This window comes from Janthinobacterium sp. PAMC25594 (genome assembly GCF_019443505.1).
Classification (GTDB): domain Bacteria; phylum Pseudomonadota; class Gammaproteobacteria; order Burkholderiales; family Burkholderiaceae_D; genus Janthinobacterium.
In genome coordinates, this window is record NZ_CP080377.1 from 4518232 (window position 1) to 4545179 (window position 26948).

Sequence of the window (26948 nt, forward strand, 5' to 3'; positions counted from 1 at the left end):
CTGTATTTTTGTTAATACGCGCCATCTTTCTTGAAGATGACTTTGACCGTTTTCAGCAAAATGACGATGTCATTGAACAGGGACCAATTCTTGACATACCAGGCGTCGAGATAGACGCGCGTATCGTAGCTGACATCGTTCCTGCCACTCACTTGCCATAGACCCGTGACACCGGGTTTGGCTTCCAGGTAATAGTCTACTTGGGGGCCATATCGCTCCAGTTCCGCATCGACCACGGGACGCGGTCCGACCAGGCTCATTTCGCCTTTCAGTACGTTCCATAGCTGCGGCAATTCATCCAGGCTGGTCCGGCGCAGGAAGTGGCCTATCGAGGTGATGCGCGGGTCGTTTTTCAGTTTGAAATCACGGTCCCATTCGGCACGGGCGACCGGGTCGCGTTCCAGTAATTCTTTCAACAACATATCGGCATTCACGGCCATGGTGCGAAATTTATAGCAGAGGAAATGCTTGCCATTCTGGCCGACGCGTTTGTGGCCATAGAAGATGGGGCGGCCAGAGGCCATCACCTTGGCGGCGATCCACAGCAGGATGGGAGCGCCGACGATCATCACGGCGATCGACGTCGTCAGGTCAAAGCAGCGCTTGATCAGTTGCAAACCTGGTCGCGCCAGGTTGTTGCGCATGGTCAGCAGCAGCACCTCATGTGTAAAGAAATGGTTGACCTCCATGCCATACAGGGGCAGGCCGCGTACGGCAGGTACCACTTGCATATTGGCAACGCAACGGCTGACTTGCTGGATCATGCCCTGATAGGCGTCAATGCCACCTTGCTCCAGGGCGACAACCGTATGCGGATTGCCCAGCAGCTTGAGCGTTTGCTCCGGATGTTCGCCCAGCGGGATGCAGGGTACCGCTTGTTTGCTGCGGTTCACATAATGCTGTTCCAGGCGGCCCTGGCCTTCCGGTATCAGGAAGGCAATCAGGCGATAGCCCATCAACGCTTCCTCATCGAAGGCCCGCGCTGTTTGCAAGGCATTGTCGCCCCATCCGATGATGACCATGGGGCGTATCCAGCCGCCCGATTTCATCAGCAGGTACTTGACGATGCCGCGCAGCAGCAAGACAAAGCATGGCACCAGCAGCCAGGTGGCCAATAGTGCTTCGCGCGAGGAGTCACGCTTGTCGAGGAAGACCAGAGCCGCATCGATCAGGCCCATGACCATGGCGACCTTCAGGAGTTCCTTGATTTCATTCGAGTATGGACGACGTTTGGCATGATGACCCTTCAGCTTGAAGATTGCCAGAGTGACCAGGGATAGCAGGCTATAGCTGAGCAGGCGCGAACTATCCAGCCCGAAGCTGTTCAAGTCGCTGGTATCGAGGGTCCATTTCCCAGCGAGCCAGAATGCGGCGAACATGGCGAGCGCATCGGCAAAAGTCAGAAAGTATTTTTCCGCTTGGTTACTGCAATACCATTTTAGCTCTTGTAGAAATATACCTTCGATGGGTTTCATGATGACTTGCTCAACCTTATAAACTGCAGTGTGGATGACTTGATGCATCGCAGTGGAAATCACTGCGATCGGCTCGTTTAAACGCGGCCGTAGCGGTCTTCAAAGCGGACGATATCGTCTTCCCCAAGGTAGCTACCCGATTGAATTTCAATCAATTCCAGCGGTAGCTTGCCTGGATTGGCCAGAGAATGGACGACGCCCAGGGGGATATAGGTGGACTGGTTTTCAGTCAGCAGATATTCCTTGTCACCATTGGTGATCTGGGCGGTGCCGGATACCACGATCCAGTGCTCGGCGCGGTGATGGTGCATTTGCAGCGACAGTTTGGCGCCCGGCTTGACTGTGATGCGCTTGACCTGGAAGCGCTCGCCGTTGCCGATGGAGTCGTACGATCCCCACGGTCGGAACACTTCGCGGTGCATGGTCGCTTCAGCACGGTCCTTGGCAATCAACTGCGCCACCAGGGTCTTGGTATGTTGCGCCTGATCCGCATCCATGACCAGCACGGCATCCGCCGTTTCCACGATGACGGTATTGCGCATGCCGATGGCGGTCACCAGGCGGCTATTCCCATGCACCAGGCAATCATTGCAATCCTGCATCAATACATCACCTTGGGCGCTATTGTTGTTGGCGTCTTTTTTTGCCACGTCGAGTACGGCTTTCCACGAGCCGATATCGTTCCAGCCGGCGTCGAGCGCGATGGTGGCCGCATGGCTGGTGCGCTCCATGACGGCGTAATCGACGGCGATATCGGGACTGGCGGCGTAGGCATCGTGGTCCAGGCGGATGAAATCGAGGTCGCTTTTCGCCTTGGCCAGCGCTTCCCTGCACGCCGCGACGACGGCAGGCTGAAAGCGTTCAAGTTCTTCCAGGTAACGGCTGGCGCGGAATACAAACATTCCACTGTTCCAGAAATAATCGCCGCTGGCAATATATTGTTCTGCCAGCACCAGTGCTGGCTTCTCGACGAATTCGACAATACGCTGAACCTGACCAACTGCGCCACCCTCGGCGCGGATGTAGCCGTAGCCTGTCTCCGGTCCGGTCGGGGTAATGCCGAAGGTGAGCAAGTTGCCTTGCTCTGCAGCATCGCGCGCCAGGCTGATGGCGCGGTGGAACGCTGGAGTATCCAAAATGACATGATCGGAAGGAAGGACCAACAGGATGGGGTCGTCGTCGTTTTCCATGGCTTGCAGCGCCGCAGTGGCAATGGCCGGCGCCGTATTGCGGCGCATCGGTTCAAGCACCATGCGGGCATTGTTCAGGCCTATCTCACGTAACTGTTCCGCAACAATGAAACGCGACGATTCATTGCATACCAGCAAAGCCGGCGCCAAGGCCTCGATACCGGCCAGCCGTTGCAGCGTTTGCTGCAACATGCTGGTCTCGCCGGACAAACGCAAAAACTGTTTAGGGTAGCCTTCGCGCGACAGGGGCCACAAGCGTGTGCCGGAACCACCACAAAGAATCACTGGTACAAGGGGAATGTTCATCTACGCATCAATTCAAAATTAAAACAGCTTCGCCAAATGGGAACTGAGTCGTTAGTCGCTCGCAAAAAGCGATTATTGTTTTACGCAATTTTCATGCATGCGCAAGGCGTGCAAAAATCAGTATTGGTAAAGATAAAATATTTCAAAAAGGTATTATTTTAATGAATTATAGGAATCTACGTGTTTCTTCTCACCGTCTCGAATGTTGACGTTGACAGCGAGGTGCCTTGGCGACCCATGCATTGTAATTTGCTTGGCAGCTATAACTACTCAACGGGAAAGCGTTTCCAGCAAAAAAGCAACAAAAATGCAGGCGGCACTCATGCTGAGGATGAGCACAGCCGCTGCTGCACAGTCCTTGGCGATCTTGATGTTGGGGTGCAGGCCAGGATGCAGGTGATCAATCAAATGTTCAAACGCCGTATTGAACAGTTCAGCTGCCAGCACCAGGCCACAGTTGAGTAGCAGCAGTGCCCACCAGATCATTGCCGGCTTGCTCCAGGCGAGCACGATCACGACAATGAGGGCGGCAAGGCATTGCAGCCGGAAGCTCGATTCCATGCGGAAGGCGGCGCTCAAGCCTTGCAGGGCAAATCCCATGCGCATATGGAAAGGCTGGTTTTTCATTAGCTTTATAGGATTGGCCGGGGAATCTCATGTCCCTGACGGTTCGGTGCTTTTTCTGAAAACAGATGCGTATCGCTCGCACATGGAGAGAAGCAGGCATCAGGTATAGGAAAGACTGGCGTAAACAGCGCGCGCGTCATTGACGAAAAATAAAAAGCCCGTTTTCAAGAAAATGAAAAAGGGCTTTTATCGAGGAAGTGGCGCTGCGTATGACAAGGCCAGCTTCTCGTGAGACCAGGCCAGCGTTGTGCGGCTTGACATCAGCCCGCTGGCTTGGCCTTGTCTGTCTCAGCCAAAGGCATCGACAGATTACTTGGCGTGGCTTGGGGTGGTGTGTGCGGTGGTCGAGTCCGAGCTTGCTGCACCGGCCACAACGGCAACTGCTGCGCCGATGGCGATCAAGGTGCTGACGCTCAGGCCGGCAACAGTGGCGCCGGCAGCAGCGCCAGCAGCAGCAGTACCAGCAGCTGGTGCTGCTGCTGCTGGAACAGGTGCTCCACCAACTGGTGCCGTCGTTTGAGCCATGGCTTGTGCGGAAGCGAAGCACAGGATTGCCGAAGCGATCAGAATTTTCTTCATGGGATATCCTTTTAGGTTGAACAGCGGGAATGCTAAACTGTCACACGATTGTAGCAACATTTCTCTGGACAGTCTGCCTGCACAGTCCATACCGATAATAATTTGTTCTATTTTAGCTGCATACCAGACCATTCATAGTGTCTCGTTGCCGAGATGTTGCTATGAATCAACAAGAACGGCACCGTGCAGATACAGCAGTCTATGTTTTTTTGTGAAATATTGCGAGAATTCCTGATGAATTCGAAAGCGATCCACAAGTTTGCCAAGTCCTTGCCATCCCGCGTAAAATGCAGGCTTCGCGGGTGTAGCTCAATGGTAGAGCAGAAGCTTCCCAAGCCCCTCCACCTCGTCAAGAGCCACTACTCATGCGGCTCTGAAGCGCATGAGTCTGCGATCACACCAAAACACCACCTTAATCAACAAGTTACGCGCCATCACATTTTCGACCCCACATCGAGTCGAAAAAGCTGCTGATGTGTCTTTGTTGCAACGAATCCTGACGAAGTTGCAATAAATGCCAGGTTGGCGCGTTAAGGGAGCTAACCTCACCGAGAATGACTCGGTATGATGCTAGGCTTGCTCCCCAAGCGAACCGGCGTGAAAAAATGTCTAGGCGGCTGCTTCGTGTGCGCGGGCATCTACTTCGTATGGGGCGTGTGTATAGCCGAATTGAGCGATTTGTTGAAGATATCGTGGCAGGTATGCAGCGATTGATCCGGCTTGCTCGTACTGGTGGACGTGGCGGCATTCGTGTGAAAGCAGTCGCGGAGAGTTGTGACCATTGCAAATGTAGATGCCATAGCCCAGCGTAAGGCCGATCATATTTGGGCCGAGTAGTCCAGTTTGCAACGCGGCTTGGCTAAGAATTGGATCAATTGGCAACGGTAGGTGTGTAACGAACAACAGTCGAATCTTCTCGGGGGTAGCTACTCCAACCCGCCGCGCAAGCGTCATGCCTTGCTCTGTAAGTGGCTCACCAGCGTCAAGTATTTCCGATGCGCGCTGCTCCGCCCATGCAATTGCCTTGGGAGTGATGAGAGGAAGCGCTGAAGCAAGATCGAAAGTCATACTTGGCCTTGTGCTGAAGTAATGAGGACGCCTATGTATGCAGACATGGTGAACTCCTGATTGTAGTTGCTTCGAATGTAAGGGATGATGGCGTGCTCAAGTTCGAGATGCGATCCGCAATAGAAACATCTGTCTGAGCGTCCGCCTCTGGACAGGGGCAGCCAGCTGGCACAGTATCGTCCGAAAACGCCCTAATCAGTGCAGCTACTCACCGGTTTACATTGTCTTTTTTCGAATCATCTGGGTTGTCTCGGACGTATTCACTACCGTTTATTTTGACAACATGACTATCGGGGTGCTTTCCTGCTTTCACCTCCTTCACAGCCTCTGCTCTGGTGACCTCTTTACGTGAACCGATTTGATAGGTCTCGTTCCGGCCGTTTGGGCCGTCGTTGTTCCCTTTGATTTTTGACATATTTTTCTCCATTGGTGAAGTTCATTTTGCAGAGAACGCATACAGGATGGCTGCCATGACGAATTTTAGCTGTGCTAAGCGAGCCGGTGGCCAGTGCCGCCGCAGGTAGTAACAATATCGAATTTACGGATTCGAATATCCACACATTGTCACGACAGTGCTAATCGCTGCGTTGGAGCGTTAGCCACACGAAATGGCCGCTTCTGACTTTCGATTCAACTAGCTAGATTGATGACGCACAGATTATTGTTAATATTGCATCTTTTGGTTTGTATGCATTGCATTAAATTTTATTTTTATTGTACGACTGCGTTGCCCGGTTACCGTTTTGCATGGATGGTTCCCGTATCGAAAATGACACGGAACCAACATGGACCTCTACCAGAAAAATTACATCAAGTTGTTGCAACTTCTCCCCAGCCTGCATGAGATGAATGGGCCAGCCAAACTCATCGCGTTCGGTCACACCGATGTGCATGTGGACGTGATCGAACACCACAAGCATCGTTTGGTGCTCCGTATGAGCCACTACCTCCAGCGACTGCATGGTGCAGCGATACCTGACCCTGATATGACCATCGAAGTGTTTCCGCTGGCGGAGACCGTTGGCGCGCTGACGTACATTGATTGCTTCGGCTCTCGCAAAGTGTTTTGCCCAGAATTGATGGCCTTCAGCCCAATGGCAAAAGCAGAGCTGAACAATTTCCTTGATCAGTGGCTGACGAAGATGATTGCTGAAGGGCGAAGCCAGCCGAAATCTGAACGAAGGGAAAACGCTACGTAGCGATCGTTGCTGTAGTGTGATGTTTATCGATGACCTACGGATGCGTTTTCCATGGAACCGCAGCCCCGTGTTCTGCTATTGTTCTAGCACTTCAAGCTAGGGCAGATAAATGGGAAAAAGCATAAGGATCTATCTTCCAAACGACACGGTAGCTGGCATTCGTCACGCCGAAATAGCAAACTGGACCGGGCAGGCTCTTGCATGTCCTCGCTCGCTTTTTAGCGAATTACGCGAGTGGCCCGAGGTCCAACGTCCCGGGGTTTATATTTTGTTCGGTGTGAATGACGAGACTGGGGCCGAAATCGCATATATCGGCGAAGCTGAAGTGCTCGCTGATCGCTTGCACAGCCACCTGTCAGGGAAAGAGTTTTGGTCGGAGCTGGTGAGTTTCAGCAGCAAAGACGAAAACCTTACGAAAGCTCATGTACGCTATTTGGAAGCGCGCCTGGTCGTGATGGCAGGTGAAGCAAACCGCTATCAGCTGGAGAATAATCAGACACCAGCGCTTCCAGCTTTACCAAGAGCTGATCGGGATGCGATGGAGGAGTTTTTGGCTTTTGCAAAGACGCTTCTTGGAGTCCTGGGGCATCGCCTGCTAGATCCCCTTGTCATCCGCAGAAACGTTATAGACCCACAAAACACTGCTCTGGATAAGCATACCCCTACGCCAGCAGCCAAGGTTCTTGAGCCGTCTTCCGTTTTTCATCTTAGGGTTAGCGGCCTACACGCCAAAGCTGTTTGGACGGAAGAGGGCATGGTCGTCTTGGAAGGCTCAGATGCGGCCCTGAAGCCAGCTTCGAGTCTAACCGGCGGGGCTGTCGCACTGAGACAGATGATGATTGCATCTGGAGTGCTGGAGAGCTTAAACGAGAAGTTGATCTTTAGACGCGACCATATGTTCAAGACTCCATCGCAAGCGGCGGGAATCGTCACCGGATACTCGATCAACGGACGAGACAACTGGAAGCTGGATGACGGCACGACCTTCAAGCAATATTTCGAAAGCGGCCTTGACCTTATCTAACCTGTGTCTCGTCGAGAATCGTTTGATCAACCCAGCTTCGCCTTGATCAGTTGGTAGTAGGTACTGGCACCCGCTGCGCTCAACTTCGCTTCGGCTACGAACTGTTCAACGATCTGCTTACGGGTCATATCTTTTTGCTTCGACATGCGCACGTAGATGGCGGATGCGATTTCCATCTTCGTCGGCGCCTTCGGCTTCTTCTCGGCCTTGGGCGTAGTTGACACGCCTGTATCGGGTTTTCCTTCGCTCCCCGTCGTATCCGCCGTCGGCGTCGATGAAATCGGCGTAGCGGCGTTTTTAATCGGTCCAGTCACGTTGGGCGATGCACCGGCCACAGCGGTTTGCGGCGTAGTTGTCGCGTTAGATGGAATTGCCGGTTTGTGGTCGTTCGTTGTCTTCGGCAGCTCGGTTGAAGTAATCTTCGCATTCATGATGTAGGCTTTCGCGTGTTTTAAGGAGCCTTTACCATCAACAGTTTTCACCGGCTAGGCAACGATCAACTTGCAGGTCAAAACCTGTTCACCTTGTCGCAATCCACTGATGCCAACATACGCGTGATAGCAATTTTCGGTGGGCAGCCACCTCATTTCCCATCACACCCGCTGGGGTATCCGCTTAAAACCCGCATGAATGCAGGGCTGCGAGAGCTACGTTAGAAGCTTTGAACGCTTATGTGCTATGTGTTCGTTTGCTGGCAGGATTGACCCTCTCAGTTTGACCCTCCCGCCACACCCTCGCGAACGCCGCGACCCTGTCGTAAGACCCCTTGAACCCCAATTCCTTCAAGTTCTCATGGATCTGCTTCAGTGTGCGCCGCTGCTTGCGTGACTTGGCCGCCTCAGTCTTGAGGAACGCTGAAAGTTGGAACGGTTATTTATCGATGGCGCGGCTGGAGCGTCGTTCAGCGTAGGCGGGCTCTATGGTTTCCGAGCGCAGGTAGCGCCGGACGATGTTTCTGAAGATACCCAAACGCCTGGCTACCTATCTCAATGGGATCTGGTCGCGAATGTGCCTGCGTCGAATAAAGCCTAGTAATGCCACGTCGATCACTCCAATTCCCCACTCAGTGTCGCGAGTAGGATTGTGTCTTAAACGTGGATCAGTTTCGTGTGCAAATTATGCGGCAAAGTGGGTCAGATATCGCGGCAAATCAACAAGCGGCTCACCGGCGCTGGCCGGCGTCCGTGCGTGTTGTCGACCTAGAGGCACACACCTTTCATCGAGATATCGGACTAGTATACTGCTATCAAGCGAGCTTGAGCGCGCCTGTACGCATGCTGGTAGAGCTGATGGTAGAACATGTCAAAACGATCACCGTCAGCGGCTTTTCTCGCACAAAACGATGACGCAGCGTGATCCGCAAGTTCAATTCGAACTCGCGATAGATCCGATGGACGCGCCTGTGCTCCGATATGATCAGCGCGTGTCTAAGCTTGATTAATCCTGCAGTAAAGATCGATGATTTAATTTTCAAGACTTGTTGTCTCAATTAGATTAATTACCTTATCTATTCGACGTCTGAGTTCATAGCATTCGTATGCGTTGAATAAAGTGAGAGCAGTTAGCCCTCCTAATATCGTAACAGTGCCACGTGGCATATCCATCAACATACATATCAATGTTGCTGCGACTATGGCAATGATCGCTGCACGTACACGGCTCTGGCTTCCAAGCATATTTTCTCTTGCGTCATCTATTTTTGTCACTATTGACAAATCTGAGGAAATATCGTGATATTTAGGTTTTTTCAAAATTATATTCCTATTAATTTATAATTAAATTTACTTTTTAGAAGATTTGAGAAAATTTTCTAATGGATGATGAATTTACTAATCTTATGGGATGAGTTGGAGTTGTTGTTTAAATTATTTAACTATTAATTTATAAGAGATTTAAATAAAACAAGTTTTATTTATGGGGCAGTGAGTCACATTGGATATTCGATTGACTAATTTTAACCAATTTAAGAGATCTACTCGCATGGTAAATGATAGCTGATTACGCAGCTACCTCTATCGATGGCGAACCAAATGATTGTAACTCTACAATTTTCCCGTGTGATAACTCAACTACTCGTTGTGCCGTGCGAATGGTTTCCTCTCGATGTGCAATGATGATACGAGTTAAGCTGAGCTTTGATAGTGCATTACTAACTATCGATTCGTTCTGTGCATCGAGGTGACTTGTCGCCTCATCTAGCGCAAGCACCTTTGGCTGTTTATAAAGTGCTCTCGCAAGCAGGACTCGCTGTTTCTGCCCCCCGGATAAACTGCTACCCATATCGCCCACCAAAGACTGATATCCCATAGGCATCTTGATAATTTCATCGTGGATTGCTGATATTTTAGCACTTTGTTCAACTCTGTGAATGTTGTTAGAAGAATCAAAAAAGCTGATATTATCGAAGAGCGAACCCGAGATTAGTACATCGTCTTGCATCACGGTGCCGATCATTTCACGATAGCGACGTAGACCAAGCTGATTAATGGGGATGTCATCAATGTAGACCTCGCCCTCTGTCGGACTAAGCAGTCCTAATATAATCTTACAAAGCGTTGTTTTCCCACAACCGCTGGGTCCCACTAGGGCGATGCTCTGTCCAGCTGGAATATGTAGATTAATGTCGTTTAGCACCCATGATTCGCCTTCGGCATAGCGAAATTTTATATTCTTGAGCGTGATGTTAGGTTGAACCCGGTCTATATCCGTCTCAGCATAAATCTCTTTTTCGGGTGATTCGAGAACGATATCGGACAGTCTTTCCATGTGGAGGCCTAGCATCTTGACGCTTACGAAAAGATCTATCAAGCTAAATATGCGCCCAGAGAACGTGCCTGCATAGCTGGTGAAAGCCATCAGCATGCCAACTGACAGGGATCGGTTCATAACTAGACCTGCACCGATGTAGAACATCGTGAGGCTCTGTACTCCAGAAATTGCGATATTGCTGATTTTAAAAACAATACCTAATTTTTGAGTCTTCACATCGCGATTGATAACATCCTGCTTTAGATTTTGCCAGCGCGATATACGCTCTACTTCTCGACCGAAAAGCTTGAGGGGAGTAATAGCACGTATTGTTTCCAAAAAATAACTATTTTCTTTCGATGAAAGTATCAGCCGTTCTCTAGATGCCTCGCGCATTGGTTGATAGAATATCCATCGCAACATAGCATATAAAGTTACTGCCACCAGTACGAACCAACTGAGCTTAGAGCTATAAACAAACATCATTGCTAGCGCAAGTAGCGCCATTAAACCATCCAGTACACTCTCGACGAATAAGCTCGTCAACGTACTTTGAATCGTTGAAATACTACCAAAACGCGAAACGATATCACCTAAATGCCGCTTCTCAAAAAATGAAACCGGAAGGCGGATCAAATGCGAAAAAACCCGCGTTGACCACTGAAAACCAATATCTATGCTCCACCGCATCAGGAACCAACTTCGTGCCAGTCCGATTGCCGTCTGGGTTACCAGTAGGAGTCCGAATCCAAACACAAGAACATTAAGCAAATCAGTGTCGCCACTGACGATTACTTCATCCACGACAAACTGATTGAATAGCGGTGAGACTATCGCAAAGATCTCCAGCGTCAGCGCCAGCAAAAATATCTGAACAAGTGCCCGGCGCAATCCTATGATATTGCCAGTAAGATCTTGAATGGCGATGCGTTTGCTTTCTTGTTTTCTTATGAAGTCCGTATTGGGTGCCAATTCCAGGGCTACTCCAGTGAAATATTTCGATACCTCCTCAAGCGTCAAATTGCGCTCGCCGACTGCTGGGTCGAACAAACGTACTATGGTCTTGCCATTGAGACGGGTCTTGATATCCTTCAGTACGACAAAGTGATTAAGATTCCAATGTAGGATACAAGGTAGTTGCAACTTATGCAGCTCTTCAATTTCCAGTCGCAATGGTCGTGCAGTCATATTTATCGAAGCAGCATGACGCATGATCTGGGGCAGCGTGGCTCCCTTGAGGCTAATCGAAAATCGACTCCTAAGTTCCGAGAGTTCTATGAAATGACCGAAATGGTTGGCGATCATAGCTAGGCACGCCAACCCGCATTCGCTCGACTCGCTTTGTAGAACCAATTTCATGTGTTATTTGCCTAAACTTTATTGAGATAATTTTTTAAAAATCAAAATTGATGAAACACCGGCACTGTAGATGGTAGATAAAAGCAATCGCCTATCGTTCTTGGCAGAACAGTGATACAGAATTCCAGAGCAATATTCTATTTTTGAGTTATTAAACGCACTCAAATTTACGATTTTTATCTAACGATGGCGAGAATAGGATCAAAAATCCACTCCCATATCTTACGGTTCTCTTGAATAATATCCGCATCCAATGTCATGCCAGGTTTTAATAATTGCTCGTGACCATAGGCGGTAATACTCTGTTTATCAATTTTCACCTTGACCCGATAAAGCGCCTCACTGGTATTCGTTCCTATGGCGCTTTGTTGCACGTTGCTAAGGATTGTGCTTGCTAGATTGTTCGGAAGTTCGCTTGGTGCGAATGGAGTCTTACTTACTGCGGTCACCATGCCGCGCTGCAACCCGAACTTTTGATAAGGATAGGACTGGTAACGCAGCAAGACAATCTGACCTGGGGCAACAAAACCAGCTGTTCGACTCGGTGTATAAAGGTGCACTTCCAAATCGTCGCCGAGGTTTCTTTTGTTAGGATTGCGTATGAGGGTTGCCAACGCTTGCCCGGTATTAACTGCCTGTCCTTGTTCATAAACTAACGTTGTGACTGTGCCTGCGTAGGAGGCTACGATCAGATTTTTTTTCCGATTTTGGTTCTCCGCAATCTCTTGTTTCAGGTTCGCCGCCGAAGATTCAAACTGTGCTAAATCCGCGCTCAAAGAATTAGACAAAGCTTTCCGATCAGCCTCCATACTTAAACGGGAGGCTTCCAGCTGCACCCTAGTTCTCACCAGTGTGGAAAGGTGGGAGTCGATGTCTATCAGTTCCTCTTGTCGCTGCTGTATTTGTGCCGAGGAAACAAAGCCGTTGTTTTGCAAAGTTTGATAATTGTCGACGGTTTTTTGTGCCAAGCTTTTTCGTCGATTTGCCAAACCGATTTCTTGTTCAAGTTGGATGGTTTCGGCACGAAGATTTTGAATTCGTTCATCAATAGCGTGGCGTTTTTCCTCAGTTTGAGAAATCCGAACACGTCGCTCCGATTCTATAGTCTGTTGGCGAATCGCGAGTTGTTGTGATACCAACTCTGTGATTTCTCCTCCACCGCCTTGACGTTCTGTTGATAGCTCAAAGAGAGGTTGCCCCGCCTTGACCGGATCGCCTTCCTTGACAAAACTACGCGTTAGAACGCCCGCATTCGGGGCGAGAATACTTAAACTTCCACTACTCGGCACAGTAAGGCCTGCGACGCGGGCCTTTTTTGTCACACTACCTAACGTCACGAATGAAAGGAGTATTGCTGTCAAAACTAACGCAATGCAAGCGATGAACCATCCTGATATTGGTTGCGCCACCCGTATCGCTCCAAGTCCTCGGCTGCCCTGCGCCGCGATGATTTCGCTTCGAAATAAGGGCTTCTCCGGCTCCAGGTTGGAGTTCTTATACGCTGATTTCATTAGAGTTTAGGAAATTATCCGTATTTTATTTTTGATGATATATGTGATTTTAAAACTTTAAAAATAGAACTATTTTTTTTGCCAGTATGTTCCGTAGCCAATATTTATTATGTTTTCGAAATAATTTAACGAGGCGAGGGTTGCGGTTAATTATCAACATACCGTGATGATACCTTTACTCCAATTTTTTTTAGTAGCGCTACGATGCCGTGCGGTCCGCCAAGATGGGTAGCGCCTACAGCAACGACATCGCACTCGCCGAGATTTAGTGCCCGGGTGTAAATGTTTTGAGCGAGGCCAACATTCCGAGAACGTATGTTAATCTCGTCATAGTAATTAAAAAGCGATTCATTTGATCCGAATGCTGCATGTACTTCTTTATATGCGTCCTCATAGTTTGCGGAAGGGACATACTGTTGAGCCATGTGTTTTGCTAATTCACGTTGGCATTCTTTGCATTTTGATAGTTCTAAACTTTTTTTTAAATAATCTGACCATTTTTCTTGCGTTATGTTTAAGGAGGATTTTTCTATTGCGTCCAGATCCTCGATGGATCCCAATTTGAGATTGTGTTGCATGGCAAAATTAAGAAGGCTCGCATCGATAGAATAATCTGGGCGCATGGTTGCTGGCGGATGATCCTGATCGACCGTGGGGACTATCCAAAGAAGGGTACCCAAAGCCTGATCCGAAAGATTGTTTAGTCTGTTAGTGAGCAGTGAGTTCCATGATAAAGCAACAGTTACTTCATCTGCGACGGACTGGCCGTGCCGTTGAACTAGAGTTCGACCAGTGTTATTCAGCATGGTGGCGCGCATAGTTTTTATAGCAGCTTCGCGTTCACTTGGTAATACTTCTAAACACAATGAATTTGCAGCTGCTAGGGTCTGCGCGGCTGAATGATCGTATATGTTCAATGGGGCTGTATGATTACTTCCGACCAATAGGATACTTCTATTTTCATTACTAATTTTCAATATAGGGAAATTTGGAATTGGTTGTGCCTGACTTAGATTGTATAAAGTTAGTAATGCTAGAACAATGCAAAAATTGGCGATTTTTTTCAAAATAACTACCCAGAGAATGTTTTTAATTGACTTGATTCTGATGGTGATGCAGATTTTCATAAGGGAATATGATATTTTTTGAAGCATCACTAGACTTATTATTCAATATAATGAAATAAATTACGGATCAAATATGTAGCAACTTCGGAAAAAATAGAAGCCGAGCGGCCATGTGAATAAACCGCGCGGCTGAGAAATATTTTTTTAGCGCGGGTTAGATGTAAACGTTGCTTTCGCACCATCTGAGACCGTGCTCGCCACATAGGTTCCGGCTACGCCTGCCACATAGACGCAACCTGGCGTCCCAACACCAGCCGTTGCAGCCTCGCAACCTGCGAGAACAACCATACCAGCAGCGCCTCCGACGATAGCTCCGATTGCGTTCCCCAAGTTATTTCCGGCTGCGTATTCGTCTCGCGCAGCTTGAACATCCGCCTGAGTTGCTGTAATTGTTACCACTTGCATGTCACCGCTGCCGCCGGAACTTTCACCACTGTCCCAGAACTCCTCATCCATTTCGAGAGTACCACCTGATACAGCAAACATTTCAGACGAATTAAGTACGCGCATCTTTAACTCCGTTTCGAAAAATTAAATGAACTTGCCATTATTTAAATGGCATTATTATTTTGCGAAAATTTGTATTGTCTGTCAAATATTTAATCTACATTACAAATTGTCCATGTTTCTCAAATGAAACCACTATCAACGTAATGTCTGTTACTGGAAAATATGCTAGTGCATTGAGTTTTTCCACGCCATCCTATTTATTGTGGCGTCTTCACGGGCGCCTCGAAAAACCTCGACTAGTTTGATGCTGGCTGAGTAAAATGCTGTTGTGGATCAATGCGATGGAAACACTGATAAATGTCGATTCAGATTGACTTGTATTTAGATAAGCCTACCTGACCCGGATATGACCACCGAAGTGTATTTGATGGCCGGGACCGTTGGAGTGCTGACGTACTGCGATTGCTTCGGTTCTCGAAAAGTGTTCTGTCCTGAAGTGATGGCTTTCAGCCCGCTTGCGAAAGCCGAGCTGAATAATTTCCTGGGGCAGTGGTTGACGAAGATGATTGCTGATGGCCGCGGCCCGTCAAGGGCAAAGCAGCACGATCATCGGACATGACAGGACAGGGTGCGCATCGCGTAATTTCTGAAACCTTCCGTTCCGAAAATCTATAAGATCAAGGTCACGGAATTTGGCCGACAAAAGCTCAGCCAATCTGTGAGTCAGTGTCTGGAAGGCGGGACATGTATGTGGAAACGTAGGTTCATGGGCAACCAGCCTGCCTATGCGATCTGCCGCATGGTCATTGCTATGGATCGTTTGGCAGCAAGTAATTCGCTGGAAGAAAAAAAACAAGCAGCCAGATAGGCTGCTGCATGATGTGCTGCTGGTGGAGGTAGTATCGTCAGCCGACTAAAATTTCTTAGCACGAGGAGTGCCTGTTCATCTTGAAAAAACTAGCCTGTTCATGCAGGCTAGCCATCTGCTCAACATTTAACCTAACTTCGCCTTGATCAGTTGGTAATAGGTGCTGGCACCCGCTGCGCTCAACTTCGCTTCGGCTACGAACTGTTCAACGATCTGCTTGCGGGTCATATCTTTTTGCTTCGACATGCGCGCGTAGATGACGGATGCGATTTCCATCTTCGTCGGCGCCTTCGGCTTCTTCTCGGCCTTGGGCGTAGTTGACACGCCGGTATCGGGTTTTCCTTCGCTTCCCGTCGTATCCGCCGTCGGGGTCGCTGAAATCGGCGTAGCGGCGTTTTTAATCGGTCCAGTCACGCTGGGCGACGAACTAGCCGTTGTTGTTTGCACCGTAATGGCAGCGTTCGATGGCATTGCCGGTTGCTGGCTGTTCGTTGTCTTCGGCAGCTCGGTTGAAGTAATCTTTGCATTCATGATGTAGGTTCTCACTTGTTTAAGGAGCCTTTACCATCAACAATTTTCACCGGCTAGGCAACGACCAGCTTGCAGGCCAAAACCTGTTCACCTCGTCACGATCCATTGATGCCAACATCCGCTGTGACAGCAATTTTCGGTGGGCAGCCACCTCATTTCCCATCACACCCGCTGGGTTATCCGCTTAAGACCCGCATGAATACAGGGCTGCGAGAGCTACGTCAGAAGCTTTGCTGGCTTATAACGGATGCAACCGCCCTCATAGCCTCATACCCATTGATGTAAAATATGCAACTTCCAAAAATCCATGTTTTGATTGTGCCTGTCCTACCACAACTGGCTGTTGCCCGGACAACACATCATTCCTGTCACTAACAAAAATCAATACCTGTTGTCCCGAACATTGGCCGGTACAGAGTTTGGTAGTAAACGATGCAGTCTATGTACAACAGATTAATACTATCACTAACAAAAAATTATATATGTTATACGCATGCATGGTAACTGGGCTACTTGAAACTCTACCACGTAAATTTACGTACAACAGATTAATTCAATCACTAACAAAAAATAATATATGTTATACGCTTGACCCAGCATAGGATAAATTTTATTGGTTAATAGAAGTATGTTTCGGGAATAATATTGGTTAATACCAATAACACCCTTTCACCCTGATGTGTGGCACACAAATCAGGGTGAAAGGGTGTTCGTTGCCTCCTGTAAGGAGGCAACGAACAATGCTTCGTAGTTTATTATCAGTATCTATTCGAGCTTACGTAACTGCTTCTTAGCATATTTCATTACTGCCTCAAGTGTAGACTGATTAATTTTATGATACCGTACACGTTTTCCATTTACATCGTGATTTTTTGGTTTATTTCGCGAAATTCCAAGGAGATTTAACAGTACACCAAGTTGTGTCATGGGCTTTTCATTCAAATCAGCTCGCACATCGATCCCGAGTATGGTCTCGATATCTCCCCGCTTCGCGTTACAAATTTTCTTGAATTCGATTAAATCGTCATTACAAATAAGTTTGTCTTTAATGAAGTTTCCTTCAACGTCGCACAGTTTGGCAGCAATAAATAATTCCTTCAACAGTATTTTCTTTGTAAAATTAAGATTTCTGTCTGCAGAGAATTTTTGCTGCTGAGATTTGTCATGATTTATTGATTGGTCATCATTGCTCAAGTATGCGGCCATCATTCTTACTTTTGATTGATATCTTGTTTCATCGTCCAATTCAACTAGCGCTGGCGAGATATCTTCACCGTAAAATTTTTCAATCCAGTAACGAGCAATCTTCGCTTCCATGAGTGCCGTTCTACTGCTCAAATTTTTTAAACGTTTTTCCTCTTTATCAGTAATTTTTTCGGCATTGCATATCATTTCACATCGTAGTCGTGCAATTTCTTCTTTTGATTTTTTGAAAGCATCGAGTCCTATTTGAGTCTCTCTTGTATCGGTTTTCACCTCCGTGACATTCCATCCGTTATAAATCTTTAGATCGATAAAATGCTTTCTGATACTATTTTTAGATGCACGGCTTAAAGCGAGTACCTCTGCATGTAGTGACAACAAAGAGTCATCCATATCATATATCTTATTATTGTTTTCGTCGTAACCAATTAAAAAATCTGTAAATGATCCATTTTCGACAATATTTCTTTTTATTACCTCCGATTCAATTTCAAACGAAAACTGTTCATGCGAAATCCAGATTTTTACGAATCCGGGATGTCTTACACGGCAGAGTTGCTGATCGATATCGAAATGTGTATTGATACGCGGCATGAAAAATCCAAAGACTCCATCGATTAAAACTTCATCATTAGGAAATGTAATATCAATTCCTGTGCCGAGAGATGGTGAGGAAATCACCACATCAAATTTTGTAATTTCAGTTTTAATGTTGGCAACAAAGTGTCTTATTTCTTCGCTCTGAGAATTATCTTTTGTTATCAACTGAATTTTAACTTCACGCGTCGCTGCGTCTTCAATAGCTTTTGCAATCTGATCTGCCTTCTTTTTTGAGTTGCATGTCACGTAGTATTTTCCACCCGTGTTAACTGAAGAAATCAATACGGATAGTAATTGGTTTTCACTATTGTAAATCTCAATATCTCGACCACTTTGTTTATGACGGTTAACATAAAATCTTTTTGGCATTTCACCGTTTCGTGCAGCAGCAATCACTGACAATGTTAAGTAGCTCAAATCAGCGTCACATGCTATCACTGTAGTGGCGTTTTTTAAGTATCTTTCGGTTTTAAGAAAACACTCACGACGTTGTCTCTTAAGCGTATCGGCAGTCAAGTGTGAAAATACTTGTTCGGATTCATCAATAATGATAACGTCAAATTTATGTAAATTGAGATTAAGCTTTCTCGGAATGCTGTCTAAACAGATTGCATAATATTTTGAAACAGTAATTCGCTCACCATATTCATCTTCCTTATCAAGGTAGCATGTCAGTCCCAGATCAGCAGCGAGTGCTGCGATTAATGATTGACGATGGCCTATCAATAATACTGATTTTTTTTGCAATTTACATCGCTGTACGATTTTTGATAACTGAAACGACTTGCCTGATCCCTTGGGGCTACGCACTAAAATAATTCCGTCTGTTAATTCAATATTGGTCAAACGTTTTTCATTTCCTGATCTTATTGAGCGGTCATCGTTTGATAAAAATTCGTCAGGTGCATCGTCCCCGTACATATTGGAAGGATCTTCGTGATACTCGATCGAATTCAGTTCTGCATCTAACTGATAGAAGTCAAAGTTTTGTAAGTGACGCCGTGAGATTTCTTTTTCCCAAAATGTTTCGTTGCAGACTGTACAATGTACACCTTTGATATTATTTCTAGATTCAGTGACGAATGCACTCGGATGTTTGTCGATATGAAATGGGCAATGTACTCGCGTAGTCCGCAGCAACGTTCTTACCTGCTCCAAACTACCCTCAGCAGTTTTTACCATGTGATCAACGTCGAGCTGACGACTAGACCGAGTCGCGCTCGTTCCAGTGTTTGTCTCATCCCCTGATTCCGCACTTACTTTTTTAATTTTTCCGATTTCGATTAAATCGTCCAAAATTTCGTTAGGCAAAATGTTGCCTAGCATAAATTGCTCACCGTCTTTGTTGCCGAAAAATATTCGACACACATCCTTGCAAGCTCGGTCGCCACCAAATTTCCTTATTAAACCGATGAATGCAGCTCGCATTTCTTCAACATCAGTGATTAAACGATTCAATTGAAAAACTATGCGAAATCGGTTATGTGTCTCAGTATGACTCCAAGTTGTATAAACTAATGCAGCATATTTCGTCACCCATTCATGTGCTAATGCATCAGAAAGTGTCATGCCACTATCAATATCGACGGCAAGATGTTCTGCACAAATGAAATTTTCCGATTTTCTGCTACCTTCATGCGGCGCACAAAAGGAGTGCCCCACTTTGACATGCTGAGCAAACTCTTCGATGCTAATGTCTACATTATTAAACTCGTTGGTCAATGACCAAAAAGCAGTTTTGTCACCACTTTCTGGCTTGTAGTCGATTTTTTCATTGATAGAAATTTTCATGTATTACCTATGAATATCTGGATAATTAATTGTAGTGATTTTTGAAAATCATTCTTCGTTAAGTATCCACGATTTAACGCTTTGAAAATGTTTTGAAAAAAATACTTCAGGATCAATAACTTCAATTATTTTTAACATGTATTTTAGTAGCAAGCCATCATTTGAATAATTGGCATCAATATACCCCGGAAGTCTTTTTTTCTCGGTCTTAGTGAGTAAAAATTCTTGGATGTGACATATTTTTTCGTTTATTACTTTGGCCCCATCTTCTTCGAGTACTTCAAACATTAGTATTAAGATGTCAGTATCGAAACCAGCCAAGTTTACGTCATCGAAACGTTTGTTGTTTTTATTCAACTTCAAGATACTTGCATGGCGTACACTTGCCATACAAATACCACCACCATACTTAATATAGTGTAGCGGCAGGCTATATTTTTCAGTAACCATGGGATACATAAGCAACGTTGAGTGTGATGCAGCATTGCTGATGCCATGGTGACTTAACTCGAAAATGTCAATTTTCACAACAAATTCAGCAGATAGGGAATCTGCGAATATGGTATTAATTACAGAAGACAGAAAATTCTCTATGGAATTTTTCAAGTACTCTTTGCAGATATTCAATTTATTGGAATGAGTAATATTTTTTTTCATGATTTATATTTTTTGGGACGGCATTGCTTCTACAAGCGATGCCGTTTTAATTTATTGCATCGATAATGGCTGTACACCTATAAAGTAAGTCCATCGTTTTCGTGACTTTGCACGAATCAGAGTACAAATATTCTGGCTCATTTTTACCAATATCGATGCAATTCCTCTTAGGCTTGTTGTTGTACGAGCAATTCGTTCAGTTCATCGAGAACTTTGCACATAACTTCGATTTTGTTGTCGATACTGACATTAATGCTACCGCCGAGCTTTTTGTTGATCTTCGGTCCACCCATGCCGTTCGCGGCCAACACCCCGGCGATGAGAATGTGCATCGGTGCCAGGCCCTGGCTATAGAGCGTTTTCGACACGTCATTCCACATGTCTTCCAGCTCTTGCCACGATTTGTCATCGATGCTGGCTGGGCGCTTCGCACGGGTCATGAGAGCTGACAAGTTGATGCCATCTTCTGCCTTGCGAACCTTCTTAAGCGTCGGGTGCTGGTCGAGGTCATCAGGCGTGAAAAACACAGTTCCAGCGCCGCAAAAGGCACTGAGCGTTTTTTGCGTCACCTCATTCGGGCTGTCAAAGCGGACCTCGAATGTGCCTTTGTAGCGCTGACCGCACTTCGCATTGACTACTGCACTTACCTGCGATTCGATTTCGCAGCGTGCCGAAGTGAATTTGCTGGCGAGCTGGTAACGCAGTGTCTGCTTACTGATAGGGCCAGACATTTCTGGTGCGCGTGCAGTTGGTGGCGTTGCGCTGCTGTGCACCGCTGTGGTGCTATTAGTGTCTGGCAAGGTAATGTTCATGGCGTGCTGTGTCAGGTTAGTTGCTTCAGCTTGGATCTGTTCGGCGTTCATTTTTGTATCTTTCTTTGGTGTTTTTGCGATGCTAAGAACCTCACCCCTTAGCAGGGCGTGGAGTAGTTTTACAGATTAATAAGGTTACGTTGAGCGACGATTTATTCGTCCTCGATCAATTGTTTAATGCGAGGTGCAATTTTTGTAACTTGCAGCAGCAGATATTCCAGCGTTTGATACATTTGGTCAGTTGACAGAATCTCGTTAACATTGGAAATTTTATGTTCTGATTTAATCCACTGTTTATACTGATCGCAGATGGTCAAGGTAATTTCATAGATCATATCTGCGATATTTTTCAAGCAGGTAGCGAACGGTTCATCCACATATGCGATTCCACCTTTTGTTTCTACAGAGTCGCCATATTGATCGATCACAATCAGACCATTTTTATAAGGCTGGAACGGGTCATTGTCATCGTTAATATCATCACTGATCCAGTCGGGAATGAAAATTACGCGCAAGTCCTTAATGAAAGTAATCATGCTGATATTCGGATTAGTTACTTTCTTAAAATCGATGCGCATAACTCCAGAAAATTTAATAAATTTTTGGCCCAGTCCATTTTCAAGCGCATTTTTTACTGCATAACGAAATTTTGTAGCGATGCTGACGAGATCGTCTTGCGTGCGCTTATCACCAGTAATGTACTTGTATGCGGGGATAGGTAACACTTTCAACGTGTCTTGATTGTCAAGGATGAGGTAGTGTGGAACATTCGTCGGCATTATTTTGCGTTTTGATTTTGATTTCAATGGTAATTGTTCAATGAGTGACGGTTGATTAAATGGATATTCTTTTTGCATACATCTTTCTATGGTTAAATTATCAAGTTGCAGGGCACCTGTTTGCAGAGCATCCTGGGCACCTCCTTGTGTTCGCAGCAGTACTTGCCACGACCTCTACGATAAGGTGGTTTCTGTGGTATAACCACTAGCATTGAAATTGGAGATAATTAAAGTGTTAGGAAAATTGTTCAATAATGTTGATCGAGAACTCAACGAGGGAGAGTCGCCTTACCTTTTTGGCTACCCGGACGATGATTGCCCCGAGCCTAGCCCTTACTATTGGTGGTTCCAGTACCTGAAGCGGAATGACGACTACCTTGCGTGTTGTGAGCGCGGTGGTGAAGGTGAGCACGCTGACCTATATCTTGATTGGGGAGATGTACGCACCGATGATTTCGATAAGTGGTTCTATATGCATGGAGACATGCTGTTTCGCGAGCCGCATGTTCCAGATAAATTGACCGAGATCCAGAGCGCATCCGAGTTGGATGGAATTGACTGGAGTGCTGTTATGGTCGTCGTCAATCCGATTCGCATAGGTAGCAAAGTGCTATCGAAGCGAGATATCAAGCGTCAGTTTTCGATGATGGTCGACGCGAAATTTGCAACAAAGAAGGCGGGGAGACCGGCTTATGAAAGTGGCGCAAAATATCGAATTGTGGGTTATCCGAAACTGAAGGCACTGAAGGAAATGCTTCACGTCTATGACCTCCATAAGGCCGAGCCGAAGTTGACACTTTGGAGAATTGGTGAGCGTTTACTTAAGGAAGGAAAACTGACAATTGCAAAAAATGCCGTCACCGATCCTTCTTTGCCGCAGTCGTTTGGGGAAAATGCGCGTAATGTAATGACTGCTACTATTAGCCGGCATTTGAAAAAAGCTGAAGCATATATTAAGAGCTCCACTGGTCAATTTTTTCCAGTAAAACCAGCCGATGACGTGTGAAGCAGAAGATATTGGAACGGGGGTAAAGGGATTGAACAGGGCAATATACGTATCCGTTGACCGCCGATACTGCCTATATTTTATGACGGAAAGTTGTTTTAATTGCATAAAAATGATTTTGAAGCGGTCTCTGGGGTTACAAAAAATATGTCAAAAATCCGTGATGTAATTTTGTAATTAGCTACAGGCGATTCTGGTAAGTTTTGGGGGGTATTCTTTTATAGCCTCGCCATCGTATTACAAGGTCTGTAGGTGTTCATGCATAAGGTCGTGGTTTGTAACGCCATACAAGGCTTTTCGGTGTGTTGCGTTTATTGAAATATTATCTGTGCTATGTCTCCTATGCAGAAAAATTTCTTTTAATCTATAAGGGTGAAATACCTCCGTTGAGCTGTTTGCATAAATAGCTGATGATGTAGTTGTCTATATTAATTCAGCGGAGAGTATTTTGGGATTGCACAAAAGAGAAAACAGTAGTAATTGGTATTACGCATTTCAAGCGAAGAATAAGAAATACGTAGGTAGTACAGGCACAGCGAATAAAACCAAAGCGTTGCAGGTAGAGCGTGAGATGCGTAATAAAATCCATAGTGAGGTTTATCTTGGTGAAGCTGAAGAAATCTCGCTGCGCGATGCCGTGAGCAAGTACCTGGAGCCACGCAAGCAGTATTCTTACTATCGAGGCATGGAATCGATCTCGCGCAAGATGTTCGGCAGCAAACGCGATCCGAAAACGAAAAAAGAAAATCCTTGCTACGGGCTTCCAGCAACCCTGTTTTTGCATGAGATCCAGACCAAGCACATCGAACGCTTGGTTGCCAAGCGGAAGGCCGAAGGTGATAAGCCTGCGACGATCAAGCATGAGATCGGGTTGATCAGCTCGACGCTGCACGAGATGCAACGGCTTGGATACAAAACCAATCGTGACGTCGTGTTTCCGCAGTTGAAAACCTCGTATCGCCTGCGCTATCTGGATTCCAACGATGAAGCTGCATTGCTGCGTGAACTCGATCCGAACACGGTGAGAAGCGGCGTTAAAACGCTGGAAGCGCGCACGCCAGAGATGCAGCGCAACATTCAAGATAACTACGACCTTGTGATCATGCAACTTGATACTGGCTGCCGATATTCCGAAGCTGCGAACCTGCCGTGGACGGCTGTTAATTTAGAAGCCGGAACGTTGAATATCTACCGTAGCAAGGTCAACAATGAAGATGTGCTGTACATGACGGATCGGCTGCGCGAGGTGGTACAGCGTCGTCATGCAGATCGCCGGCCAGATGCACGCTACCTCTTTGAAAACAAGTTAGGTACAGCACGCGGCTATGCGGCGCAGGCGATCAAGAAGGCAATGGACCGCGCAGGTATGAACGATCCTGATGTGGTGAGGGAGAAGGGCGGGAAGGTGACGATGCATACACTGCGGCACTCCTACGCCAGCAAGCTGGTCAAGAATGGCGTCAGCCTCTTTGAAGTATCTGTTCTGCTTGGCCACAGCGATCCAAAGATGACACAACGCTATGCTCACTTGGCGCCGAACGACGCCAGCAGGAAGGCCGTGGGCATCATCAATGCGCTGCAAGGCTAGATGAGTTTGCGCGGCAGGAAGCCTCAATTTCTGCCGCGTTGCCTTTTCGCATATACACCGCATATTTGCAGGTGTGAACCCCGCAAACACGATCATCTATTTTTCACAATCTATCAGCGAATCAGCAGGCAGTGACTGCACGGGGGTAAAACGTTTTTTGCCCCGTGACGATACTTTGCCCGTCAGTTTTTCCTGATAAATACCTCACCAACTTACGCAGGAGCGGCCTATGCCACAATTTTTACAGAACATCGACCAGATCGGTCGTGCCCAGCAACGTGATGTGCTGGGTTTAGAATTTTCCGGATTTTCAGGTCACTACGCAGCAAACCCCATGCGTGAAAAGATCCTGGCGTGGCTTGAGCACAAAGGCATCGCATACATGGAATGCGGAGGCTACACCAGTGAGATGCGAATGGAATCGTATCGAGGGCAGATTTACATCGACTTGTCATACGATGTTGCGGACCCGGCTTACTTAGAGCTGGAAGCGTACCTGGAAGATGCAGATGGCACGATGCGGTGGGATGGGGTGAGGTTCACACTTTACACACTGGGCTATTGCATGAAAAATGCTCACCATGATGAGCCTGGCTTTTGGGAACGTTGGGCAGAAGGATTTTAATGCAGGTATGACGTTATCATTGCAAAGAAAATGATAACGTCATTGTTGTGGATGAAACAATTCACTGTAAATAATACAGTATCTAATGCCATTAATTTCTGTAAATTCGTTTCAGAAAATAGGCAGTTTTTCTCGATAAATCAGAGCGACGACAACGCAAACAAAAAATGCTGACCACCATAAAAACTCCGGCATATCTCCTATGGTAACTGCAACAAGTATTAAAAATGGTATGTATAACATAAATGTGTGAAAAACCCACTTAACCATAAACGTCAATAAAGGCTGTATTTCAGAAATATCTGCGCCATGCTCTGCAAAGTATGCACTAAGGTCTGAGCGGCAATGTGGGCATATTTCAGCGATCATTGAAATTTCGCCGCGACAATGTGGACATTTCATATTTTTGTTCCTTCAAATTTTTATACGAAAATTCTGGTAGATTTTTCTACCGAGCTATAACGGGTTTTCGATCTTTCGTGACGACCACGTTTGAGCAATCGAGTACTTGTATGCGTGCGCCAATATGCAAAGGTCCTGCTGACCAGTTTTCGTATAGATCACCATCGCAGCGATACTTAAACTTGGTTCCTGTAAATCGCAAATCAGGCAGTGGGCCACAGCGATCACAGGGAACCTCTACGTACTGAGGACTTACTTCGATTACTTCTACGAATCGAAGACGCGACTGCTGGGCCGCGCTGGTGGACATCGTCAGTGAAAAAGCGACTAACGCAAATCTGACGCGCATGTGCAGGTATCCTTTTTGGTCAAGATGGCAGGTCGTCGCCTGTATGCGCAATGCTCATCAATAGCCTGGCTGACAAGGCGGGTACGAGTCGGATTTACTTTTTCGCTAGCGCTGCGGTGCAGTTAGGGCATTCATACGTCTTCACTGAACCTGTCGTGAAGATAGCGACGCCGAGGCCGACGATTGCGTGCAGCCACCACGGCAGAATTGATGCACCCTTCATTGACAGAACGATGTCGACAAATACCAAGATGGCGAGAGCAATAACGAGGTAAGTCAAAGATTTTTTTGATGAGACACGATCTGTTTTCTGCGCTACGCCCATCATTCCTACATAGCCGCATTCCAAGCACGTCAATTGCTCATGCTCACTGTACTTGGCTAAGTTCGCCCGGACATGCTCCGGCAGCACTGTCATTCCCTGATTATTCTGATTCATGTGGTCTCACTTCCGCCGTGAAGATAGGCATTGAATTGCTGGAATTGGACGGCAGCGATGCCGATGAGATCATTTTATAGTAACTATGCGTTATTGCACAACGTCAATATTTCTACATAGTTACTATAGTAGTCGGTAGCGTACTACCACATGCAAAACACCAACGAAAACCTTCGCTTAGAGTTCAGCGAACGGCTGAAAAAAGAGTTCACCCGTGCTGGCTTACCTATCTCCAGTCCCACAGAGATTGCCAGGCAATTTAGTGAGCTTTACCCCGAGAACAAGATTGCTGCGCAAACGGTGCGCAAGTGGCTCCTGGCCGATGCAATACCTACCCAGGCGAAGTTGATGAGTCTGGCGGAATGGCTAGAGGTGTCAGCTGAGTGGCTGCGTTTTGGAACAGGCAAGCGCCGAGCTGCGAAGGCCAGCAGCAAATCTGCGGAAAGTGAAGTGGGCGTTGTGGTGGTCGGCAAGAATCAAGCTGCCATCGTGCCGGTCGTTGAACTTCTTGCGAAACTATCGCCGAAGAACATTCGCCTGGTAGAAAGCATTGTGCGCTGCGTTCTCACCAGCCAGGAAAATGGCTCGTAGCGGGGATGATCTGATTTGTTTGCCCTGTAGATCGATTAGCAACA

26 protein-coding genes are annotated in these 26948 nt (G+C 46.7%); 7 read left to right on the forward strand and 19 right to left on the reverse strand.

Annotation, left to right across the window (positions count from 1 at the left end):
* Window positions 1-11: 11 nt before the first annotated feature.
* The 6 genes from wbaP to KY494_RS20225 all read right to left on the reverse strand — a co-directional run bounded on the left by wbaP (window position 12) and on the right by KY494_RS20225 (window position 5660).
* The gene (gene wbaP, locus KY494_RS20200) at window positions 12-1379 is read right to left on the reverse strand and encodes an undecaprenyl-phosphate galactose phosphotransferase WbaP (protein WP_219887999.1); all 1368 of its coding nucleotides are present in this window, start codon (window positions 1377-1379) and stop codon (window positions 12-14) included.
* Window positions 1380-1552: 173 nt separating this feature from the next.
* Window positions 1553-2971, reverse strand: a complete 1419-nt coding sequence (locus KY494_RS20205; protein WP_219888000.1) for a mannose-1-phosphate guanylyltransferase/mannose-6-phosphate isomerase — start codon at window positions 2969-2971, stop codon at window positions 1553-1555.
* A 270-nt stretch (window positions 2972-3241) separates the two neighbouring features.
* Window positions 3242-3598, reverse strand: a complete 357-nt coding sequence (locus tag KY494_RS20210) for a diacylglycerol kinase (RefSeq protein WP_219888001.1) — start codon at window positions 3596-3598, stop codon at window positions 3242-3244.
* A gap of 309 nt (window positions 3599-3907) precedes the next feature.
* Window positions 3908-4309, reverse strand: coding sequence for a hypothetical protein (locus KY494_RS20215; RefSeq protein ID WP_219888002.1), 402 nt, complete (start codon window positions 4307-4309; stop codon window positions 3908-3910).
* 477 nt (window positions 4310-4786) lie between these two features.
* Window positions 4787-5245 (reverse strand): hypothetical protein, encoded by a 459-nt coding sequence (locus KY494_RS20220; RefSeq protein WP_219888003.1) that lies wholly within the window; start codon window positions 5243-5245, stop codon window positions 4787-4789.
* Window positions 5246-5453: 208 nt separating this feature from the next.
* On the reverse strand, window positions 5454-5660 hold the full coding sequence (locus tag KY494_RS20225; RefSeq protein WP_219888004.1) for a DUF3892 domain-containing protein: 207 nt from the start codon (window positions 5658-5660) through the stop codon (window positions 5454-5456).
* A gap of 370 nt (window positions 5661-6030) precedes the next feature.
* Here KY494_RS20225 and KY494_RS20230 point away from each other — a divergent pair, with 370 nt between their 5' ends.
* Both KY494_RS20230 and KY494_RS20235 read left to right on the forward strand, forming a co-directional pair.
* Window positions 6031-6444 (forward strand): DUF1249 domain-containing protein, encoded by a 414-nt coding sequence (locus tag KY494_RS20230; RefSeq protein WP_219888005.1) that lies wholly within the window; start codon window positions 6031-6033, stop codon window positions 6442-6444.
* A gap of 109 nt (window positions 6445-6553) precedes the next feature.
* Window positions 6554-7468, forward strand: coding sequence for a GIY-YIG nuclease family protein (locus KY494_RS20235; RefSeq protein ID WP_219888006.1), 915 nt, complete (start codon window positions 6554-6556; stop codon window positions 7466-7468).
* Window positions 7469-7494: 26 nt separating this feature from the next.
* Here the strand turns inward: KY494_RS20235 and KY494_RS29835 are convergent, their stop codons facing one another.
* The 6 genes from KY494_RS29835 to KY494_RS20265 form a co-directional block, all read right to left on the reverse strand.
* On the reverse strand, window positions 7495-7782 hold the full coding sequence (locus KY494_RS29835; protein WP_375143490.1) for a hypothetical protein: 288 nt from the start codon (window positions 7780-7782) through the stop codon (window positions 7495-7497).
* A 1149-nt stretch (window positions 7783-8931) separates the two neighbouring features.
* Window positions 8932-9219, reverse strand: coding sequence for a hypothetical protein (locus KY494_RS20245; RefSeq protein ID WP_219888007.1), 288 nt, complete (start codon window positions 9217-9219; stop codon window positions 8932-8934).
* A gap of 247 nt (window positions 9220-9466) precedes the next feature.
* Window positions 9467-11575 carry a peptidase domain-containing ABC transporter gene (locus tag KY494_RS20250; RefSeq protein ID WP_219888008.1) on the reverse strand — a complete coding sequence of 703 codons (2109 nt, stop codon included), beginning with the start codon at window positions 11573-11575 and terminating at the stop codon, window positions 9467-9469.
* Between the two features lie 176 nt (window positions 11576-11751).
* A complete protein-coding gene (locus KY494_RS20255; RefSeq protein WP_219888009.1) occupies window positions 11752-13086 on the reverse strand; it encodes an HlyD family secretion protein in 1335 nt (444 codons plus the stop codon).
* 146 nt (window positions 13087-13232) lie between these two features.
* Entirely contained in the window at window positions 13233-14213 is a 981-nt protein-coding gene (locus KY494_RS20260) for a TraB/GumN family protein (protein WP_219888010.1), read from the reverse strand.
* 144 nt (window positions 14214-14357) lie between these two features.
* Complete coding sequence (locus KY494_RS20265) at window positions 14358-14723, reverse strand: hypothetical protein (RefSeq protein ID WP_219888011.1); 366 nt, start codon at window positions 14721-14723, stop codon at window positions 14358-14360.
* Between the two features lie 346 nt (window positions 14724-15069).
* Here KY494_RS20265 and KY494_RS20270 point away from each other — a divergent pair, with 346 nt between their 5' ends.
* Complete coding sequence (locus tag KY494_RS20270; RefSeq protein ID WP_219888012.1) at window positions 15070-15282, forward strand: hypothetical protein; 213 nt, start codon at window positions 15070-15072, stop codon at window positions 15280-15282.
* Between the two features lie 375 nt (window positions 15283-15657).
* On the opposite strand, the gene KY494_RS20275 is transcribed toward KY494_RS20270, so the two are convergent.
* The 5 genes from KY494_RS20275 to KY494_RS20295 all read right to left on the reverse strand — a co-directional run bounded on the left by KY494_RS20275 (window position 15658) and on the right by KY494_RS20295 (window position 21982).
* A complete protein-coding gene (locus KY494_RS20275; protein WP_375143491.1) occupies window positions 15658-16002 on the reverse strand; it encodes a hypothetical protein in 345 nt (114 codons plus the stop codon).
* A gap of 825 nt (window positions 16003-16827) precedes the next feature.
* Window positions 16828-19656 carry a plasmid replication protein, CyRepA1 family gene (locus KY494_RS20280; protein WP_219888013.1) on the reverse strand — a complete coding sequence of 943 codons (2829 nt, stop codon included), beginning with the start codon at window positions 19654-19656 and terminating at the stop codon, window positions 16828-16830.
* 48 nt (window positions 19657-19704) lie between these two features.
* The gene (locus KY494_RS20285; protein ID WP_219888014.1) at window positions 19705-20313 is read right to left on the reverse strand and encodes a hypothetical protein; all 609 of its coding nucleotides are present in this window, start codon (window positions 20311-20313) and stop codon (window positions 19705-19707) included.
* Between the two features lie 167 nt (window positions 20314-20480).
* Complete coding sequence (locus KY494_RS20290; RefSeq protein WP_219888015.1) at window positions 20481-21176, reverse strand: hypothetical protein; 696 nt, start codon at window positions 21174-21176, stop codon at window positions 20481-20483.
* 101 nt (window positions 21177-21277) lie between these two features.
* A complete protein-coding gene (locus KY494_RS20295; protein ID WP_219888016.1) occupies window positions 21278-21982 on the reverse strand; it encodes a hypothetical protein in 705 nt (234 codons plus the stop codon).
* A gap of 154 nt (window positions 21983-22136) precedes the next feature.
* Between KY494_RS20295 and KY494_RS20300 the strand changes: the two genes are divergently transcribed.
* The 3 genes from KY494_RS20300 (at window position 22137) to KY494_RS29840 (ending at window position 25123) form a co-directional block, all read left to right on the forward strand.
* On the forward strand, window positions 22137-22910 hold the full coding sequence (locus KY494_RS20300; RefSeq protein WP_219888017.1) for a hypothetical protein: 774 nt from the start codon (window positions 22137-22139) through the stop codon (window positions 22908-22910).
* A 448-nt stretch (window positions 22911-23358) separates the two neighbouring features.
* Window positions 23359-24498, forward strand: coding sequence for a site-specific integrase (locus tag KY494_RS20305; protein ID WP_219888018.1), 1140 nt, complete (start codon window positions 23359-23361; stop codon window positions 24496-24498).
* 229 nt (window positions 24499-24727) lie between these two features.
* Entirely contained in the window at window positions 24728-25123 is a 396-nt protein-coding gene (locus KY494_RS29840; RefSeq protein ID WP_258194349.1) for a hypothetical protein, read from the forward strand.
* Between the two features lie 111 nt (window positions 25124-25234).
* On the opposite strand, the gene KY494_RS20315 is transcribed toward KY494_RS29840, so the two are convergent.
* Window positions 25235-25525: a hypothetical protein gene (locus KY494_RS20315; RefSeq protein WP_152615119.1), complete on the reverse strand. Its 291-nt coding sequence runs from the start codon at window positions 25523-25525 to the stop codon at window positions 25235-25237.
* Between the two features lie 443 nt (window positions 25526-25968).
* Window positions 25969-26313 carry a hypothetical protein gene (locus tag KY494_RS20320; RefSeq protein WP_219888019.1) on the reverse strand — a complete coding sequence of 115 codons (345 nt, stop codon included), beginning with the start codon at window positions 26311-26313 and terminating at the stop codon, window positions 25969-25971.
* A gap of 150 nt (window positions 26314-26463) precedes the next feature.
* Between KY494_RS20320 and KY494_RS20325 the strand changes: the two genes are divergently transcribed.
* On the forward strand, window positions 26464-26904 hold the full coding sequence (locus KY494_RS20325) for a hypothetical protein (protein ID WP_219888020.1): 441 nt from the start codon (window positions 26464-26466) through the stop codon (window positions 26902-26904).
* Window positions 26905-26948: the final 44 nt, after the last annotated feature.

Bases quoted from the DNA above. Each gene is read 5' to 3' on its own strand.
- KY494_RS20215 (WP_219888002.1), bottom strand. From the start codon at position 4,309: ATGGTCTGGTATGCAGCTAAAATAGAACAAATTATTATCGGTATGGAC.
- KY494_RS20225 (WP_219888004.1), bottom strand. From the start codon at position 5,660: ATGTCAAAAATCAAAGGGAACAACGACGGCCCAAACGGCCGGAACGAG.
- KY494_RS20265 (WP_219888011.1), bottom strand. From the start codon at position 14,723: ATGCGCGTACTTAATTCGTCTGAAATGTTTGCTGTATCAGGTGGTACT.
- KY494_RS20220 (WP_219888003.1), bottom strand. From the start codon at position 5,245: ATGACTTTCGATCTTGCTTCAGCGCTTCCTCTCATCACTCCCAAGGCA.
- wbaP (WP_219887999.1), bottom strand. From the start codon at position 1,379: ATGTTCGCCGCATTCTGGCTCGCTGGGAAATGGACCCTCGATACCAGC.
- KY494_RS20255 (WP_219888009.1), bottom strand. From the start codon at position 13,086: ATGAAATCAGCGTATAAGAACTCCAACCTGGAGCCGGAGAAGCCCTTA.
- KY494_RS20250 (WP_219888008.1), bottom strand. From the start codon at position 11,575: ATGAAATTGGTTCTACAAAGCGAGTCGAGCGAATGCGGGTTGGCGTGC.
- KY494_RS20285 (WP_219888014.1), bottom strand. From the start codon at position 20,313: ATGAAAAAAAATATTACTCATTCCAATAAATTGAATATCTGCAAAGAG.
- KY494_RS20205 (WP_219888000.1), bottom strand. From the start codon at position 2,971: ATGAACATTCCCCTTGTACCAGTGATTCTTTGTGGTGGTTCCGGCACA.
- KY494_RS29840 (WP_258194349.1), top strand. From the start codon at position 24,728: ATGCCACAATTTTTACAGAACATCGACCAGATCGGTCGTGCCCAGCAA.
- KY494_RS20290 (WP_219888015.1), bottom strand. From the start codon at position 21,176: ATGAACGCCGAACAGATCCAAGCTGAAGCAACTAACCTGACACAGCAC.
- KY494_RS20235 (WP_219888006.1), top strand. From the start codon at position 6,554: ATGGGAAAAAGCATAAGGATCTATCTTCCAAACGACACGGTAGCTGGC.
- KY494_RS20270 (WP_219888012.1), top strand. From the start codon at position 15,070: ATGACCACCGAAGTGTATTTGATGGCCGGGACCGTTGGAGTGCTGACG.
- KY494_RS20325 (WP_219888020.1), top strand. From the start codon at position 26,464: ATGCAAAACACCAACGAAAACCTTCGCTTAGAGTTCAGCGAACGGCTG.
- KY494_RS20320 (WP_219888019.1), bottom strand. From the start codon at position 26,313: ATGAATCAGAATAATCAGGGAATGACAGTGCTGCCGGAGCATGTCCGG.
- KY494_RS20210 (WP_219888001.1), bottom strand. From the start codon at position 3,598: ATGAAAAACCAGCCTTTCCATATGCGCATGGGATTTGCCCTGCAAGGC.
- KY494_RS20230 (WP_219888005.1), top strand. From the start codon at position 6,031: ATGGACCTCTACCAGAAAAATTACATCAAGTTGTTGCAACTTCTCCCC.
- KY494_RS20275 (WP_375143491.1), bottom strand. From the start codon at position 16,002: ATGCCATCGAACGCTGCCATTACGGTGCAAACAACAACGGCTAGTTCG.
- KY494_RS20260 (WP_219888010.1), bottom strand. From the start codon at position 14,213: ATGAAAATCTGCATCACCATCAGAATCAAGTCAATTAAAAACATTCTC.
- KY494_RS20295 (WP_219888016.1), bottom strand. From the start codon at position 21,982: ATGCAAAAAGAATATCCATTTAATCAACCGTCACTCATTGAACAATTA.
- KY494_RS20315 (WP_152615119.1), bottom strand. From the start codon at position 25,525: ATGAAATGTCCACATTGTCGCGGCGAAATTTCAATGATCGCTGAAATA.
- KY494_RS20280 (WP_219888013.1), bottom strand. From the start codon at position 19,656: ATGAAAATTTCTATCAATGAAAAAATCGACTACAAGCCAGAAAGTGGT.